Below are 15,501 nucleotides of genomic sequence, written 5' to 3'. Positions count from 1 at the left end.
CTACCTGCGGTTGCACGCCCACCTGGTTGAACTCCTCTATGACCATCTCAATGGGGTCCTCGATGGTCACTATATTGACCTCCGGGGTCGAGAGTGTCTTAAGCGCCGAGTAGAGTGTGGTCGTCTTGCCGCTGCCGGTGGGGCCGGTCACCAGTATTATGCCGTGGCTCTTCTTGAGGAAAGAGTCGAACAACCCGAACTCCCTCTTGTAAAAGCCGAGGTCTTTGAGCTCCTGGAAGAGCATGTCCGGGTCGAATATCCTTATGACGACCTTTTCGCCGAAGGCCGTGGGGAGGGTGGAGATCCTGAGCTCTATCTCCTTCCCCTTGTACTCGGTCTTTATCCTGCCGTCCTGAGGCCTTCTCTTTTCGGCTATGTCCATCCTGGAGAGCATCTTTATTCTCGAGACGATCGGAGGGTGGACTTCCTTGGGGATGCTGTGTATGAAGTGAAGCACCCCGTCTATGCGGAGTCTCGCGTAAGAGTTCTCCCTCTTGGGCTCTATATGTATGTCGCTCGCTCTCTGGTCGAAGGCGTAGTGGAGGAGGTACTCGACGGCGTTTACCACGTGCTGGTCGGTGGCCTCTATCTCGGCCGTGCCCTTGAGCCGTACGTACTGCTCGAGGTTCCCGAGGTCCATTCCCCCGACCCGTTCCTTCTGGGCGGCCACTACCGCGGTATGGAACCCGTAGAACTCGCGGACCACCCTCAGGATGTCGGTCTTGGAGGCGAGGACCAGCGTTACCCTGGTCCTGGTGGTCCTTTTGAGGCTCTCCACCCCCTCGAGGTCGAAGGGGTCGGCCACCGCGATGGTCACCACGCCGTCCTTTTCGTCTATGGGGACCATGAGGTGTCTCTGCGCGAAGGGCCTCGGGATGCTGGAGGTGACCACCTCGAGGTTCAGCTTCAGCGGGTCGATCTTCCGGTAGGGCATCCCTACCTCGTCGGCAATCGCCCGGGTCACGAGGTCCTCGGTGAGCGTCTTTCCCTTCTTGCCGGGTATCTCGAGGGTGAAAGAGGCTATCACCTCGGCGGGCGAGACGGACTCCACCATCGTGTGGAGCCTCTTTCCGGAATAGAAGGACTCTTGCTTCTTATAGATCCGTGCACGTTGGGCCTCGCCCTTTATGCGGATCTCCGTATGCTGCTCCTCGGTTAAGAGCTTTTTTTTCTTGAGGAGGTCGGCAACGAACTCAATCGTCAGAGATTTTTTCTCCTCCGCGACCTGGCTGCCCCCCGCCCCCCCCTGCCCCCCCTGGCTCTCCCCCTGCTCCGTCTTTCCCTTGCTTTTCTCCATGGCTACCTCGTTTTTTCCCTAATATGGAGTTCAAAAGCTCGTTCGTTTTTTTCTGCTCTTCGATGGTCTCTTTTACAAGGTCCTTTATGCCAAAGATGGAGAAGGGCAACGCCATCCACAGTATAAGGCCCACCCCGGACCCTACCACAAAAAACAGTATAAGGGCGCCGGTAAGCGTTGAGAAGCCGCCTTCCGCCCCCATCATACCCCTTCCGCCGCTATCCTGTCCACGGCCTTTTCGGGGGGCAGCCTGTCCTGTCCGCCGCTCTCCATGTCCTTTACGGTGACGACCCCATCCGCGAGCTCGTCCTCGCCGACAATGACGACGAACCTCGCTCCCGTCCTGTGGGCCCGTTTCATGCGGTTCTTGAGAGAGCCGTCACCGTAGTCCACGACGACCCTCTTCCCCCTCTCCCGCAGGACCCTTACAAAGGGCGTTCCCTTTTTTCCCGCCTCCTCTCCCATGGCGATAAGCACGGTGAGCGGGCCGGCGGATACGCTCCTCTCTTCCAGGAGCAGTACCAGCCGCTCCATGCCTATGGCAAAACCGAAGCACGGGGTGTCCGGCCCTCCGAGCTCTTTTACCAGTCCGTCGTACCTGCCTCCGGCGGCCACCGCGTTCTGGGAGCCAAGACCCTCGGCCGTAATCTCGAAGGTGGTCTTCGTGTAGTAGTCGAGCCCCCTTACCATGCGCGGGTTTACCGTGTACTCTATACCGAGCTCGCCCAAGTGTCCCCTGAGGGCCGTGAAGTGCTCGCCGCACTCCCCGCATACCGCCTCGAGTATGGCGGGCGCTTCGCCGGTAGCTTCGATGCAGCCGGGGTTCTTGCAGTCGAGCGCCCGCAAGGGGTTCGCCTCTATCCTCCTCAGGCAGTTGCCGCAGAGTTTTTCTTTGACGGTCTCGAGGAACACTTCGAGCTTTTCCTTGTACCGGGGTCTGCACTCCGGGCACCCGAGCGAGTTTATGTGGAGTGTAGCGCCGACGACCCCGAGCTTTTTAAAGAGCGTTACGAGGCCCTCGATTACCTCGGCGTCTACGCCGGGGCTCGTTTCGCCGAGCACCTCGGCCCCGATCTGGTAGAACTGGCGGTACCTTCTCTTCTGGGGCCTCTCGTAGCGGTACATGGGCCCGGTGTAGTAGAGCCTGGCCACGGGCATCTCGTTATAGAGCTTGTGCTCTATGTAGGCCCTTACAACGGGTGCGGTGCCCTCGGGCCTCAAGGTCAGGGAGTCCCCGCGGCGGTCGGTAAAGGTGTACATCTCCTTTTCCACTATGTCGGTCGTCTCGCCGATGCTGCGGGAGAAGAGTTCGGTCCTCTCCACCACCGGCACCCTTATCTCCGAGAAGCCGTAGCAAGAGAAGATCCTCCGGGCCTCGTCCTCTATATGTCTCCACAGCTCGCTCCGGTCCGGGAGGATGTCGTTAAAACCTCTTACGGCGGTTATGTTCATAGTGGATTTTTGGACGGGCCTTTTAAGCGGGGATAAGGATTCCAACGCAAAGCCCTCCGTCCGGGGACCGGCTGTCCGGCGGGGACCAGCGGGGCTATGAATGCCGCCTTGAGCTGAGAGGCGACACCCGGGCTGTTAAGCCTCCATCTTAAGAGAGAGACGTTCAAGGACGATATCGTCAATGGACCTTCCTTCCGCCGCTGGGGCCGCCGCTGGGGCCGCCGTCGGGGCCGCCGCCATCTCCCTGGCCTCCGCCGGGGCGACCACCGCCTCCTCTTCCTCGGGGGCTTCCCCCTCTCCCTTATCGTCGTACTGGCCGCTTTTAACGGCCTTCAAAAAGGAGCCGTGCTGCTCGCGCATCAACTCCTTTACGACCACCTTCAGGTTCTCGAACTTAAGTACGTCGGCATAGCTGGTCTTCCTGGAGGCGAGTATGACGCCGCCCTTGAACAGAAGGGTCGTTATGACGGGGTTCTTCATCCCCCCGTCCTCGGTCTGGACGTGGAAGACCTCGCCCATGTGTTTTACGTTTTGGTTGAGACCCAGTTGCATGAGAAATTTTTACCATATTATAGGGATTTATGCAAGTGTGTGGTAGTGAGGTAGCGTAAAGTATGGTGTGTAAATACGCTACCGGTCTTCCAATCGACACCAGGCGCGCCGGCGTGACGCCGGTCTAAATATTGGGTTCAGCGTCACGCTGGGAGAAGGCCCTTGACTCCCCGCAACTCTTGGGGTATTTTGGGCCTGTATCCACTAAACAGAAGGAGAAAGCCGCGATGACCGGAAGCCCGGACGACAGGCACGGCACCATAGAGGTGCTGACAGGCGAGACGGAACTATTCCCGCCGCCCGGCGAGTTCAAGGAGGGCGCGCATATAAAGGGGATGGAGAGCTATGAAGCCCTCTACCGGGAGTCAATCGAAGACCCCGACGGTTTCTGGGGCCGGATGGCGGATATGCTCGACTGGACCGGGCGCTGGAAGACCGTCTGCGAGTGGGACTTTAAAAGGCCCGACGTAAAGTGGTTTATCGGCGGCAAGCTGAACGCCTCCTATAACTGCCTGGACCGCCACCTCGACTCGGAGCGCGCCGACAGGGGGGAGAAGGCCGCCATAATATGGGAGGGCGACGGAGGAGAGCAGAGGACCATCACCTACCGGGAGCTCACCACGGAGGTATGCCGTTTTGCGGGCGTCTTGAGGAAGAACGGTGTTGGGAAGGGCGACCGCGTTACGATATATATGCCCATGGTCCCGGAGCTTGCGGTGGCCATGCTCGCCGCCGCGAGGATAGGCGCCATACACAGCGTTGTGTTCGGCGGTTTTTCCGCCGCGTCGCTCCGGGACAGGATACACGACTCCTCCTCGCGGCTCGTCATAACGGCCGACGAGGGGCTCCGGGGGGGGAAGCGCGTGCCGCTGAAGGAAAGTTGCGATGCCGCGCTCGACGACTGCCCGACCGTGGAGCGGGTAATAGTGCTCCGGAGGACCGGCGGGGAGATAAAGATGAAAGAGGGCCGGGACCTGTGGTGGCGCGAGGAGATGGAAGCCCCCGACATTAGCGACGAGGCGCCGCCCGAGGAGATGGACTCCGAGGACCCGCTCTTTATCCTCTACACGAGCGGGTCTACCGGGAAGCCGAAGGGGGTGCTCCATACCACCGGCGGCTATCTCCTCTACGCCGCGCTTACCTTCAAGTGGATATTCGACTACCGGGAGGAGGACGTATTCTTCTGCACCGCGGACATAGGCTGGGTCACGGGGCACAGCTACATAGTCTACGGCCCGCTTGCCTGCGGGGCCACCACCGTCATGTTCGAGGGCATACCCACGTACCCCGGGCCCGACAGGTTCTGGGAACTCGTGGATAAGTACAAGGTAAGCACCGTCTACACCGCGCCCACGGCCATAAGGGCGCTTATGCGGTTCGGCGACGAGTGGGTGGAGAAGCACAGCCTTAAGAGCCTCCGGCTTCTCGGCACGGTCGGGGAGCCCATAAACCCCGAGGCCTGGATGTGGTACCACCGGGTGGTGGGCAAGGGGAAGCTCCCGATAGTGGATACCTGGTGGCAGACCGAGACCGGCGGCATACTTATCTCTCCGCTCCCGGGGGCCACCACCTTGAAGCCCGGCTCGGCGGGAAGACCGTTTTTCGGGGTGGTCCCGAAGGTCTTGAAGGAGAACGGAGAAGAGGCCGGGGCGAACGAGGGGGGGTATCTCGTGATAGAGAGGCCGTGGCCGGGGATCCTCCGGGGCACCTACGGCGACCCGGAGAAGAAACGCATGAAGGAGGTCTACTTCAGCCGCTTCCCGGGGTGCTACTTCACGGGCGACGGCGCGCGGGTCGACCCGGACGGGGACTACTGGGTCATGGGCAGGATAGACGACGTACTTAACGTTTCGGGGCACCGGCTCGGTACGGCCGAGATAGAGAGCGCGCTCGTCTCGCACGAAGCGGTCGCCGAGGCCGCGGTGGTCGGCTTCCCCCACGAGATAAAAGGGGAGGGGATATACGCCTTCGTGGTACTTAAGGAGGGGATTGCCTCGTCCGGAGAGTTACGGGGAGAGCTGGGGGGGCACGTCCGGAAAGAGATAAGCCCCATCGCGAAACCGGATAAGATCCAGTTCGCGACGGGGCTTCCCAAAACCAGAAGCGGCAAGATAATGCGCCGGATACTGCGTAAGATAGCCTCTGGCGCCACCGGGGACGTGGGCGATGTTTCCACCCTTGCCGACCCAGGCGTCGTAGAACAGCTTATAGAGGAGCGTCTTTAAAGGGGGTTTTATTTAAGTCCTTTTCTGACAGCCCCTTCCGCCGCCTCAACCGCCCTACGTCCTTTTCGCCTGATAGCCCCTTCCGCCGCTGCCGCCTCTCCTGTTCGCCTTTGCCCTGCGCTTGGCGGCTTCCTGACGTTTCCTCTTCTTCTTTACGCTCGGCTTTTCGTAAAACCTTCTCCTCTTGAGCTCCCGGAAGGTCCCGTCCTGCGCGAGTTTCCTCTTCAGTATCTTAAGCGCTTTTTCGAGCTGGTCGTCGAAGACTCTGACTTCCGACAAGTGTCAACACCCCCCCGCTATAATGAAATGGGTTTGGCTTTGTTTGCGGTTCTTTGGCACGAATGTCCCATTATATCAAAAAAGGGAGGCAAGTCAAACGCTAATTTAAGCACCCTCCCGGCCTCTTTTTACCCCGATTTTCGCCTCACCCCCTTGACAATCGGCGTAAGTTTGTGATATATATTATTATTTTCCCCTGTATCGCGGATTTCCCCTGTGCCCCACGTGGGAAATCATAGTGGAGGAGGGGGGAGGAGGGGGACGGAGAGGACTGTTTATGGCAAAGAAAAAGAAGAAGGCCGCAAGCCCCGCCGACAACACCGGCAATAATCTTTTAAGTCTTATAGACATAGGCAAGGAGAAGGGCTTCCTTACCTATGACGAGATAAACGACGCCTTCCCCCAGGACAGCTTTTCCGTGGAGGACATGGACAACTTCCTGGAGACACTCGGGGAGTTGGGCATCGACGTTGTGGATGCCGCCGAGCAGGGCTCCGGCGCCGAGGTGTCCAGGGCGAAGGAGGGGGCGTCCGAGGGCGAGCGCGTGGAGGACCCCGTCAGGATCTACATGCGCGAGATGGGGGCCGTGGCTCTCTTGAAGAGAGAGGACGAGATAGTGTTCGCCAGGGGCATAGAGGAGGGCAGGGCGGAGCTCAAGAGGCTCACCCTCTCCAGCCCCTTTGCCGTGCGCGAGGTCCTGAGGGTCGCAAGGAGGATAAAGCAGGATAAGGTCTCCGTAAGGAAGCTCATAGAAGAGGCCGAGGAGATGGGCCAGTACGACGATGCCTACGTAGATGGGGTACTCAAGAAGGTCGAGAGGCTCAAGAGGCGGAAGCCCGAGAACGCCTACAAGGTCCTGAAGGACATGAACTTGAGCGGCGGCATCATCTCGCACATAGTAAGGAGGGTCGTGCGGCTCGAGCGTCTTATCGTGCGAGAGGAAAAGAAGCGCGGACCCAAGAAGTCCGAGCGCGCGAAGAAAAGAATAAGGCGGGTCATGAGACGTCTGGGCATGAGGCGGGCGCAGTTGACCGAGCTCGCGCGAGAGATCAATGTCCACGATTACAAGGTCTGGGTGGCCAAGCAGAAGCTCATAGAGGCCAACCTGCGGCTCGTCGTAAGTATCGCCAAGAGGTACGTCAACCTCGGCCTCAAGTTCTCCGACCTCATACAGGAAGGGAACATAGGGCTCATGAAGGCCGTCGACAAGTTCGACTATAAGAAGGGCTATAAGTTCTCCACCTACGCCACGTGGTGGATAAGGCAGGCCATAACCCGCTCGATCGCGGATCACGGCAGGACCATACGCATCCCGGTCCACATGATAGAGACGATAAACAGGCTCCTTCAGACCTCCAGGCAACTCCTGAAGGAGCTCGGCAGGGAGCCCTATCCCGAAGAGATGGCCGAGAGGATGGACATACCTATCGGCAAGGTCAGGCGCATCCTCCGGCTCATGAAGCAGACCCTTAGCCTCGAGACCCCGATAGGGGACGACGAGGAGAGCTCTCTCGGGGACTTCATAGAGGACGAAAACTCCCCGTCCCCGGCCGAGGCGGCGATGGAGCAGGACCTCTCAAGCCAGACCGGCCGCGTGCTCGACAGCCTCACCCCCAGGGAAGAGAAGGTCTTGAGGATGAGGTTCGGCATAGGCGAGAGGCAGGACTATACGCTCGAAGAGGTCGGTAAGGTGCTGGGCGTCACCAGAGAGAGGGTTCGCCAGATAGAGGCCAAGGCCATAAGAAGGCTCCGCCACCCCACCCGGGCCAAGCTCTTGAAGAGCTTCTCCGAAGGGTAAGGGGGCTAATATAACGCAAAAAAGGCCGGCGCAACATGCCGGCCTTTTTTAATGGCGTTTGTTGTCCGGTGGTCTTTTTTGGAAAGTTTAAAGAGTCTAAAAAGTTTAAGAAGTTTAAAGAGTCTAAGAAGTATCTATAGGGGAAAAAGGAAGTGAAGGGAAAAACAGAAAAAAGGGAAATAATGGAAATAAAGTTTTGCAGCTTCGACTGCGAGTACGCCGGGGCCGAGAAGGATACGAGTGCGGCGAAGAGCTGCATGACCTTCAACGCCGTCTACTGCAAGAAGCTCAAGAAGAACGTGCATAAGGGGAGCGTCTGTACGGTAAAGGGGTAGGGGGAAGGGGGTGGCGAAAATATTTTATTTTTCGGGATATCGTGCTAAAATAGGGCATGAGTCATAGCAGGAAAGTATAGTCATGGATTTAACCTACCCGATAGTGCTCGTTCAGGAGGGTGAGAGGTGGTGGGCTTACACCCCGGACCTTCCGGGCGTGTACGGCCTGGGCGGCTCCGAAGCCGAGGCCAAGAGTGATATTGCCTCCGCCCTCGAACTCTACAGTGAAGACCTCCGAGAGGAAGGCAAGACCTTGCCCGCCTCGCAGGTAAAGAGGCTTGAGACCGACCACGTTAAGGTCAAGATTCCCGGATAATGCCCACCTCTCGGGACGTCGTAAGGTTCCTCAGGAAAAAAGGTTTTATCGAAAAGCGCCAGCGCGGTTCCCACCTCATTTTGCAAAATCCTAATACGGGCTACAGGACCGTTGTCCCCGTGCATCCGGGAGACCTGCCGAAGGGGTTGTTCCTTAAGATATTGAAGGACGCGGGCTTCAGCCTCGAAGAGTATCTCTCCAAAAAGTAGATACAACCGAAAAACAGGGGTCAGCGCCCGTGGCACATTGCCGCATCAATAAAGAAAGGGCCCCGGAGTTCCGGGGCCCTTTCTTTGCGTCTATATGCCGCTACAAAAGTACGGCGGTGAAAACCTTACCGGGCGGCCCTTCTTCCATTGCCGTTGCCGCTGTTCCGGCTCCGGCCCCCGTTGCCATTGCCACCGCCGGGGCCTCTGCCCCGACCGTTGCCGGGGCTCTGGCGGGTAAAGCGGGTCGAGGGTCTCTTGTGCCCCTGGCCTCCCGGCCTATGGGAGGGGCGCGCCTCCTCGGAGAACTTGCCCAGATCGAAGTTCGCTACCTGCTCGACCGGGATGTCGTGGCGGAGCATACGCTGGATGTTCTTAAGCAGGTACTGCTCTTCCCTGCATACGAGCGAGATGGCTACGCCCTCGGCCCCGGCCCTTCCGGTACGCCCGATGCGGTGGACGTAGTCCTCGGGAACGTTGGGCAGTTCGTAGTTGACCACGTGCGGAAGCTGGTCGATGTCCAGGCCGCGGGAGGCGACGTCGGTTGCGACAAGCGTACTTACCGCGCCCCTCTTGAAGTCGCTAAGCGCCTTTGTGCGGGCCGCCTGGCTCTTGTTGCCGTGTATGGCGGTCGCGCTTACGCCGTCCTTCTGGAGCTGGGTGGCAAGGCGGTTGGCCCCGTGCTTGGTGCGCGTAAAGACGAGGACGCGCCCCCATTTACCCTCCCTTATGAGGTGCGAGAGGAGCTCGCGCTTGCGCGTATGCCCCACAGGGTGCACTATCTGGGTTACAAGCTCTGCCGCCTTATTGCGCCGCGCCACCTCTATCTTCTCCGGGTTGTGGAGAAGCCCGTCGGCAAGGCCCCTGATCTCGTCGGAGTATGTGGCCGAGAAGAGCATGTTCTGCCTCTTCGCGGGCAGGAGCTTTATGATCCTCTTTATATCGTGGATAAAGCCCATGTCGAGCATGCGGTCGCCCTCGTCGAGGACCAGTATTTCCACCTTCGAGAGGTTTACGGTACGCTGCGAGGCATGGTCGAGCAGGCGGCCCGGGGTGGCCACGAGTACGTCCACGCCCCGGCGGAGTTTGTCTATCTGCGGGTTTATGCCCACCCCGCCGAATACGGACGTCGAGCGAAGCGGCATGTGCCTGCCGTAGGTCCTCACACTCTCGGCGACCTGGGCGGCGAGCTCGCGCGTGGGGGTAAGGACGAGCGCCCTCGGGAAACGCTTTCTGCCGCCTCTCTGGTTCAGTAGCTGCAGTATGGGGAGCGTGAAGGCGGCGGTCTTGCCCGTGCCGGTCTGCGCACCGGCGAGCACGTCGCGTCCCTCCAATACTACCGGGATAGTGCGTGCCTGCACCGGGGTCGGTGTCGTGTAGCCCTCGGCCGAGACGGCGCGCAGCAGTTCGGCCTGAAGGCCGAGTTCTTCGAACTTCATAATATAGTTCTCCATGTAAACGGCCTACCCAAGTTAATGGGCCGGTCTCAGGCTGGATATTTAAGGTTATTGCGTTGAAAGGGTTGAAGGATTACGGAAGGGATCAACCATTGCTCTGCACGTACCGACCGGTTGGTACTACCTGTATTCCGAATACCTTAGCACGTACGGCGGGCAATGTACAGAAAAAAATGGGGAGGGGTTTTTCAGTTAACCCTTGACTCCGGTCCGGCACGGGAATAATATCGCATCAGGGGAGAGACGGAAGGTATGGCGGGCTGTGCCTACCCCTGCAAAACTTAATATATCGGAGGAGTAAACCATGTCATTAAAAGGCAAGCGGTACGGATTGCATTTTGCAGTTCTGCTGGCATTAGTTGTTCCGGCAGTCTTTGGCGGCAATGCTCTTTCGGCTCAAGGGCAATCTTCAGCTTCGAATGCCACAGAAAAGCTCAAGGTTCTTTCCGAATCGATGGATGCCGGGGATGTTACCGAAATAAGGAAACTAATCGAGGCTGGAGCGGATGTTGATGTACTAAATGAATATGGCGCTACCTCGCTTATTATGGCATCACAGGCGGGTCATACCGAAGTCGTCAAGCTGTTGCTAAAGGCAAAGGCCGATGTGAATAAAGCCGTTACAGATGGCCGTACCCCGCTATATATTTCATCGGAGAAGGGTCATATTGACGTCGTCAAGCTACTGCTGGAGGCAAGGGCCGATGTGAATAAAGCCAGCGCAGATGGCGCTACTCCGCTACTTATTTCATCGGAGAAGGGTCATATTGACGTCGTCAAGCTACTGCTAAAGGCAAAGGCCGATGTGAATAAAGCCACTACAGATGGCGTTACCCCGCTATTTATGGCTTCGCAACAGGGTCATACCGAAGTCGTCAAGCTGCTGCTAAAGGCAAAGGCCGATGTGAATAAGGCCACCACAGGTGGCGCTACTCCGCTATTTATAGCTTCGCAACAGGGTTATACCGAAGTCGTCAAGCTGCTGCTAAAGGCAAAGGCCGACCTGAATAAAGCCACCACAGATGGCGTTACTCCGCTATATATTTCATCGGAGAAGGGTCATATTGACGTCGTCAAGCTACTGCTGGAGGCAAGGGCCGATGTGAATAAAGCCAGCGCAGATGGCGTTACCCCGCTACTTATTTCATCGGGGAAGGGTCATATTGACGTCGTTAAGCTGCTGCTAAAGGCAAAGGGCGATGTGAATAAAGCCGCTACAAATGGCGCTACTCCGCTACTTATTTCATCGCAGAATGGTCATATTGACGTCGTCAAGCTGCTGCTAAAGGCAAAGGCCGATGTGAATCTAAAGATTGAACATAACGGGAAGGAGTACACGGCGTTACTTTTAGCAAAAATGCGTGGTCATAGTCGTATCGTTACGTTTTTGAAAAAATACGGCGCAAAAGAATAATTCTCCAAGGCGACAGATCCGATGCGTTCTGTTAGTTCCAACGGAACGTACACATTGCTAACAGCAATCGTGCGTTCTAATAGATCCCTGCAAATGCGGAGTGGCAGGTGAAAGCCTCAAAAGAGGTCTTTACGCTTCCCCCCCCTATCCCCCCAAAACTCCAGCCGCCTCTTTTAACGACACCCCGCATACGAGTACCCCCTTCCGCCGGGACTTCTCTCCGTCCTTGATCTCGACGTTGCTTTTTTTAACCTTGAGGAGTTTGGACAGGAACTCTATGAGGGTCTTGTTGGCCTCGCCGTCCACGGGCGGCGCGGCGAGGCGAATTTTCAAGCGGTCGCCGCGGGTGCCGACCAGTTCGGTCCTCGACGCCCTCGGCTGGACCAGAATCCTGACATAGACCCCTTCCCGGCCGGAGCTCAGGAAGGGGATGGAACGCTTTTCCATTCCGCGTGGCCCAATGGACTACTTCTTTATGAAGCGGAGCTTATCGGCCTCCTCGTCCTTCTTCACGGACTCTTGCTCATCGAGCGTAAGGAGGTTGGTGTGGTAGTCGATTACCGCCTTGAGCGAGATGGAAAGCTCCTTACGCTGCTTGCGGAGCTGGAGTATCTCCTGCTGTATATCTATTACTCGTTTCTGGGCCTGGCGTGCAAGCTCGTCGGCCTGGTGGCGGGCCTCGGCCACCATGAGCTCGCCCTCCTTACGGGCGTTGTTCTTCAGGTCGTCGACCATACGCTGGGCCGTCGTGATGGTGTCCTTCAAGACCGTTTCCCGCTCCTCGTGCTCGGTGAGCTTGCTCTGCATACGCTTCAGATCCTCCTCGAGCGAGGTAATACGCCTCATGGCGGAGGTAAGCGCCTCGGCCGCGGTCTCCTTCAGGCTCTCCACCTCGCGCGGGTCGTAGCCGCGGAGCTTCTTCGTAAAGTGGTGTTCCTTTATCTCAATCGGCGTTATCTTCATTCATTTACCTCCGTTGTTCTTCGGCGTTATTTTCCGGGCAAGGCCCCGGTTAGAAGGGCCGGGTGTTCGCCGCCGCCCCGAGCCTTGCGGCTATCTCCCCCAGGGTCGCCACGAGGAAGGCCTGCAGGAAGAATATTATCATTATAGCGATTATCGGCGAAATGTCTACACCCCCCATCATCGGCACCCTCTTCCTTATCTGGTAGAGGACCGGGTCGGTCGCCCGGTGGAGGAACTGGACTATGGGGTTATAGGGGTCAGGGTTCACCCAGGAGATGACCGCCCTTGCTATGATGACATACAGGTAGATGGTCAGCGCCCATTGGATTACTATGGTGAGCGCGCCTATGAAGTTAGCGAGTACGAACATCTTAACCCGTCCCCGAGAGCTCCCTGGCCCTCTTTGTGGCGGCCTCCACGGCGGCGGCTATCGCGTCGCGGAGCTTGCCGTCTTCGAGTTTCTTCAACCCCTCTATGGTGGTGCCTCCGGGCGAGGTGACCATATCTATCAGCTCCCGGAGGTCCTTCTCGCTTTCCCGGGCGAGCATTGCCGACCCGAGTACGGTCTGAACCGCGAGCTCCTTTGCCCTGTCCGCCGGAAGGCCCTCCTTTACGCCTGCCTCTATAAGGGCCTCCATGAAGAGGAAGACGTAGGCCGGGCCGCTGCCGCTAAGGCCGGTCACCGCGTCCATGAGTGTCTCGTCCTCCACCTCCACGACGCGGCCCACGGCCTCGAATATAGTCCTTGCGACTTTCAGCGCCGTGCTTTTCTTATCGTCCGAATAGAGTCCTATGGCTCCCTGGCCGACCAGGGCCGGGGTGTTGGGCATGGCCCTTACGATGGCGACGGGATGGCGGAGGCCGCCCCGGCCGAGCGCCTCGCGGATCGTGTCGGTGGTCTTGCCGGCGACTACCGAGATGAGCAGCTTGTCGCCCGTAAGGTGTTTCGCGACATCTTTTTCCAGTAACTCCTCCAGGTCCTGAGGTTTTACCGCCGGGAAAAGTATGTCGGAAGCGCTTGCAACCTCAAAGCTCTTGCTGCAGACCTTGACCCCGTAGCCCTTGATGTGGGCGAGCCTTTCGGGCGCCCGGTCGCTGGCCGTTATCTGCCCGGCACTTACGACCTTTGCCGATATCAACCCCTTTATCAGGGCCTCGGCCATGTTGCCCGCGCCGATAAATCCTATGGTCTTGTCCGTAAGCATCGCCCGTCGGAGTTTTCGATTTAAGGGCGGTTCACTTGCCCTTTTTTGCCCCCTTCGCCCCCTTTGCCCCCTTCGGGCCGGCCCCGTCCCTCTCGCCGAATATGGCCGTCCCGACCCTTATCATGGTCGCGCCCTCCTCTATGGCCACCTCGAAGTCGTGGGACATTCCCATGGAGAGCTCGTTCAGGAACACACCGGGGATGCGTTCCCTGTTTATCCGCTCGGCAATACGCCGGAGCGTTATGAAGTAGGGCCTGGCCATCTCCGGGTTTTCCTGAAAGGGCGGCATGGCCATAAGGCCCCTTATTCTCAGGTTTTCCAGCCCGGCCATATCGCGTATAAGTTTCGACACCTTTTTAGGCGCGACCCCGGCCTTTGTCTTCTCTCTCGCTATGTTTACCTCAACGAGCACGTCCAGCGGCTTCGTCGCCTTCCTGGAGAGCGCTTTAGCGAGTTCGATGGAGTCGATTGTCTGTATAACGTCGAAGAGCTCTACGGCGTATTTGGCCTTGTTTTTCTGCAGGTGTCCTATGAAGTGCCACTTTATGTGTTTGCGGCGGATCTTCTCTATCTTCTCCCGGGCCTCCTGCACGTAGTTTTCGCCGAATATTCTGGCGCCGGCGGATATGGCCGAGCGGATACTTTTCGGGTCCACTCCCTTTGCGGCGGCAACGAGCGTTACCTCGGCCGGGTCGCGTCCGGCCTTGCGTGCGGCCCTTTGTACTCGGTTTAGGACTTTTGTAAGGTTCTCGGCGACATCTATTGCCATACTGCCTCCGGTGCCATACTGTCTCCGGACGGACCCGCAAAGGGGTAATACGGCGTTACCCTTTACGGTTTTTGAATGTCACGGGATATTGCGGCCTAGGGATGGCGGAAGTGCCCCCCCCGCCCGCACATTCTTATAGCACATTCGGGCGCGTAAATCCAGGAAAAATCTTCGGATTTAGGCGCCGGGAGGGGCGAGGGGGGTGGGCGGGGGGTGGGGATGGGGGCTTGGGCGGGGTCACGGGCTTACAACCGGGTTTACATACAGTGGTCCATATGGTACTTTTTGGGCATGGATAGCGGAGAAAAGGGCGAAAAAGCGGAAAAACTGGGGAAAAAGGAAAAACTGGAAAAAAAGGAAGAAAAAGGGAAACTGGGAAGAAAACTACCCGGTCCGGAAAAAGTCCGTACAAACTCCCTCTCGGCCCCCCTGACCTCAATCGCGCTCATAGCCGTAACGGCCCTCGTTGTCTACTCCAACACCCTGAACGGGCCTTTCCTCTTCGACGACGACTGGTACGTCGTGAATAACGTGAAGATACGCGACCTTGGGAACTTCCTGGACCTCTCGGGCACGAGGTACGTAACCTTCCTGACCTTCGCGCTTAACTATTACTTCGGTGGGCTCGACCCCTTCGGCTATCACCTGGCGAATATAGTTATCCACATGGTAAACGGCCTTCTGGTCTGGTGGCTCGTTATTCTGACCTTCCGCACCCCTGCCATGGAGAGGACGGCCGGAGAGCCCGGGTTAAAATATCTTGTCGCCCTGGTAGCGGCCCTTATCTTCGTAAGCCACCCCATTCAGACCCAGGCCGTAAGCTACATAACACAGCGCTTCGCCTCGCTCGCGACGCTATTTTATCTGCTCTCGCTCGTCCTCTACGTTAAGTGGAGGTTCTCCCGCCGGTGGTGGCTCTATGCCGTCTCTCTCCTCTCGGCCATCGTCGCCATGAAGACAAAGGAGATAGCCTTTACCCTTCCGGCCATGCTCTGTCTCTACGAACTTGCGTTCTTCCCCCGTGAGGGCTTTTCGAAGAGGCTCCCCGCTCTCGTCCCGTTCCTCCTGACCATGGCGATAATCCCGCTGACCTATTTTGCGCCGGAGTTTGGGCCGGAGCTTGGGATAGGTGAAAAGGGTAGTGACGCAGCCGAAAAGATAAGGGAGTTGAACGTGTTGCAGATGAAGACCCTCTCCCGGTACGAGTACTTCGCGACCCAGATGAGGGTCATA

17 protein-coding genes are annotated in these 15,501 nt (G+C 58.0%); 7 read left to right on the top strand and 10 right to left on the bottom strand.

Annotated elements, in window-relative coordinates; all coding sequences use genetic code 11:
- The 3 genes from V3W31_07175 to V3W31_07165 all read right to left on the bottom strand — a co-directional run.
- On the bottom strand, positions 1–1,297 hold a 1,297-nt coding region (locus V3W31_07175; GenBank protein MEE9614720.1), incomplete at its 3' end, for an ATPase, T2SS/T4P/T4SS family.
- Positions 1,298–1,498: 201 nt separating this feature from the next.
- Positions 1,499–2,749 (bottom strand): histidine--tRNA ligase, encoded by a 1,251-nt coding sequence (gene hisS, locus V3W31_07170; protein MEE9614719.1) that lies wholly within the window; start codon positions 2,747–2,749, stop codon positions 1,499–1,501.
- A gap of 135 nt (positions 2,750–2,884) precedes the next feature.
- Positions 2,885–3,268 (bottom strand): hypothetical protein, encoded by a 384-nt coding sequence (locus tag V3W31_07165; GenBank protein MEE9614718.1) that lies wholly within the window; start codon positions 3,266–3,268, stop codon positions 2,885–2,887.
- 260 nt (positions 3,269–3,528) lie between these two features.
- On the opposite strand from V3W31_07165, the gene acs reads away from it, so the two are divergent.
- The gene (gene acs, locus V3W31_07160) at positions 3,529–5,526 is read left to right on the top strand and encodes an acetate--CoA ligase (GenBank protein MEE9614717.1); all 1,998 of its coding nucleotides are present in this window, start codon (positions 3,529–3,531) and stop codon (positions 5,524–5,526) included.
- Between the two features lie 54 nt (positions 5,527–5,580).
- On the opposite strand, the gene rpsU is transcribed toward acs, so the two are convergent.
- The gene (gene rpsU, locus V3W31_07155) at positions 5,581–5,805 is read right to left on the bottom strand and encodes a 30S ribosomal protein S21 (GenBank protein MEE9614716.1); all 225 of its coding nucleotides are present in this window, start codon (positions 5,803–5,805) and stop codon (positions 5,581–5,583) included.
- Positions 5,806–6,082: 277 nt separating this feature from the next.
- On the opposite strand from rpsU, the gene rpoD reads away from it, so the two are divergent.
- The 4 genes from rpoD to V3W31_07135 all read left to right on the top strand — a co-directional run bounded on the left by rpoD (position 6,083) and on the right by V3W31_07135 (position 8,463).
- A complete protein-coding gene (gene rpoD, locus V3W31_07150; protein ID MEE9614715.1) occupies positions 6,083–7,603 on the top strand; it encodes an RNA polymerase sigma factor RpoD in 1,521 nt (506 codons plus the stop codon).
- A gap of 182 nt (positions 7,604–7,785) precedes the next feature.
- Positions 7,786–7,938, top strand: coding sequence for a hypothetical protein (locus V3W31_07145; GenBank protein MEE9614714.1), 153 nt, complete (start codon positions 7,786–7,788; stop codon positions 7,936–7,938).
- Between the two features lie 82 nt (positions 7,939–8,020).
- Entirely contained in the window at positions 8,021–8,254 is a 234-nt protein-coding gene (locus V3W31_07140; GenBank protein ID MEE9614713.1) for a type II toxin-antitoxin system HicB family antitoxin, read from the top strand.
- Positions 8,254–8,463, top strand: a complete 210-nt coding sequence (locus tag V3W31_07135) for a type II toxin-antitoxin system HicA family toxin (protein MEE9614712.1) — start codon at positions 8,254–8,256, stop codon at positions 8,461–8,463. The genes V3W31_07140 and V3W31_07135 overlap by 1 nt, the downstream gene beginning before the upstream one ends.
- A gap of 125 nt (positions 8,464–8,588) precedes the next feature.
- On the opposite strand, the gene V3W31_07130 is transcribed toward V3W31_07135, so the two are convergent.
- On the bottom strand, positions 8,589–9,899 hold the full coding sequence (locus V3W31_07130) for a DEAD/DEAH box helicase (GenBank protein ID MEE9614711.1): 1,311 nt from the start codon (positions 9,897–9,899) through the stop codon (positions 8,589–8,591).
- A 322-nt stretch (positions 9,900–10,221) separates the two neighbouring features.
- On the opposite strand from V3W31_07130, the gene V3W31_07125 reads away from it, so the two are divergent.
- Positions 10,222–11,331 (top strand): ankyrin repeat domain-containing protein, encoded by a 1,110-nt coding sequence (locus V3W31_07125; GenBank protein MEE9614710.1) that lies wholly within the window; start codon positions 10,222–10,224, stop codon positions 11,329–11,331.
- Positions 11,332–11,475: 144 nt separating this feature from the next.
- On the opposite strand, the gene V3W31_07120 is transcribed toward V3W31_07125, so the two are convergent.
- The 5 genes from V3W31_07120 to V3W31_07100 are packed head-to-tail and all read right to left on the bottom strand — an operon-like array spanning position 11,476 to position 14,268.
- A complete protein-coding gene (locus V3W31_07120; protein ID MEE9614709.1) occupies positions 11,476–11,778 on the bottom strand; it encodes a DUF167 domain-containing protein in 303 nt (100 codons plus the stop codon).
- 18 nt (positions 11,779–11,796) lie between these two features.
- A complete protein-coding gene (locus tag V3W31_07115) occupies positions 11,797–12,294 on the bottom strand; it encodes a DivIVA domain-containing protein (protein MEE9614708.1) in 498 nt (165 codons plus the stop codon).
- Between the two features lie 49 nt (positions 12,295–12,343).
- A complete protein-coding gene (locus V3W31_07110; protein MEE9614707.1) occupies positions 12,344–12,664 on the bottom strand; it encodes a YggT family protein in 321 nt (106 codons plus the stop codon).
- Between the two features lies 1 nt (position 12,665).
- Positions 12,666–13,499, bottom strand: coding sequence for a pyrroline-5-carboxylate reductase (gene proC, locus V3W31_07105; protein MEE9614706.1), 834 nt, complete (start codon positions 13,497–13,499; stop codon positions 12,666–12,668).
- A 31-nt stretch (positions 13,500–13,530) separates the two neighbouring features.
- Positions 13,531–14,268, bottom strand: coding sequence for a YggS family pyridoxal phosphate-dependent enzyme (locus tag V3W31_07100; GenBank protein ID MEE9614705.1), 738 nt, complete (start codon positions 14,266–14,268; stop codon positions 13,531–13,533).
- A gap of 291 nt (positions 14,269–14,559) precedes the next feature.
- On the opposite strand from V3W31_07100, the gene V3W31_07095 reads away from it, so the two are divergent.
- A partial coding sequence (locus tag V3W31_07095) for a hypothetical protein (protein MEE9614704.1) occupies positions 14,560–15,501 on the top strand: 942 nt, incomplete at its 3' end.

The organism is Thermodesulfobacteriota bacterium (genome assembly GCA_036482575.1).
GTDB lineage: Bacteria > Desulfobacterota > GWC2-55-46 > GWC2-55-46 > JAUVFY01 > JAZGJJ01.
This window is presented reverse-complemented; position numbering and strand designations above follow the sequence as displayed.

Coding starts and splice junctions, on each gene's coding strand:
- hisS (MEE9614719.1), bottom strand. CDS start 2,749: ATGAACATAACCGCCGTAAGAGGTTTTAACGACATCCTCCCGGACCGG.
- V3W31_07165 (MEE9614718.1), bottom strand. CDS start 3,268: ATGGGCGAGGTCTTCCACGTCCAGACCGAGGACGGGGGGATGAAGAAC.
- acs (MEE9614717.1), top strand. CDS start 3,529: ATGACCGGAAGCCCGGACGACAGGCACGGCACCATAGAGGTGCTGACA.
- rpoD (MEE9614715.1), top strand. CDS start 6,083: ATGGCAAAGAAAAAGAAGAAGGCCGCAAGCCCCGCCGACAACACCGGC.
- V3W31_07145 (MEE9614714.1), top strand. CDS start 7,786: ATGGAAATAAAGTTTTGCAGCTTCGACTGCGAGTACGCCGGGGCCGAG.
- V3W31_07140 (MEE9614713.1), top strand. CDS start 8,021: ATGGATTTAACCTACCCGATAGTGCTCGTTCAGGAGGGTGAGAGGTGG.
- V3W31_07135 (MEE9614712.1), top strand. CDS start 8,254: ATGCCCACCTCTCGGGACGTCGTAAGGTTCCTCAGGAAAAAAGGTTTT.
- V3W31_07130 (MEE9614711.1), bottom strand. CDS start 9,899: ATGAAGTTCGAAGAACTCGGCCTTCAGGCCGAACTGCTGCGCGCCGTC.
- V3W31_07125 (MEE9614710.1), top strand. CDS start 10,222: ATGTCATTAAAAGGCAAGCGGTACGGATTGCATTTTGCAGTTCTGCTG.
- V3W31_07120 (MEE9614709.1), bottom strand. CDS start 11,778: ATGGAAAAGCGTTCCATCCCCTTCCTGAGCTCCGGCCGGGAAGGGGTC.
- V3W31_07115 (MEE9614708.1), bottom strand. CDS start 12,294: ATGAAGATAACGCCGATTGAGATAAAGGAACACCACTTTACGAAGAAG.
- V3W31_07110 (MEE9614707.1), bottom strand. CDS start 12,664: ATGTTCGTACTCGCTAACTTCATAGGCGCGCTCACCATAGTAATCCAA.
- proC (MEE9614706.1), bottom strand. CDS start 13,499: ATGCTTACGGACAAGACCATAGGATTTATCGGCGCGGGCAACATGGCC.
- V3W31_07100 (MEE9614705.1), bottom strand. CDS start 14,268: ATGGCAATAGATGTCGCCGAGAACCTTACAAAAGTCCTAAACCGAGTA.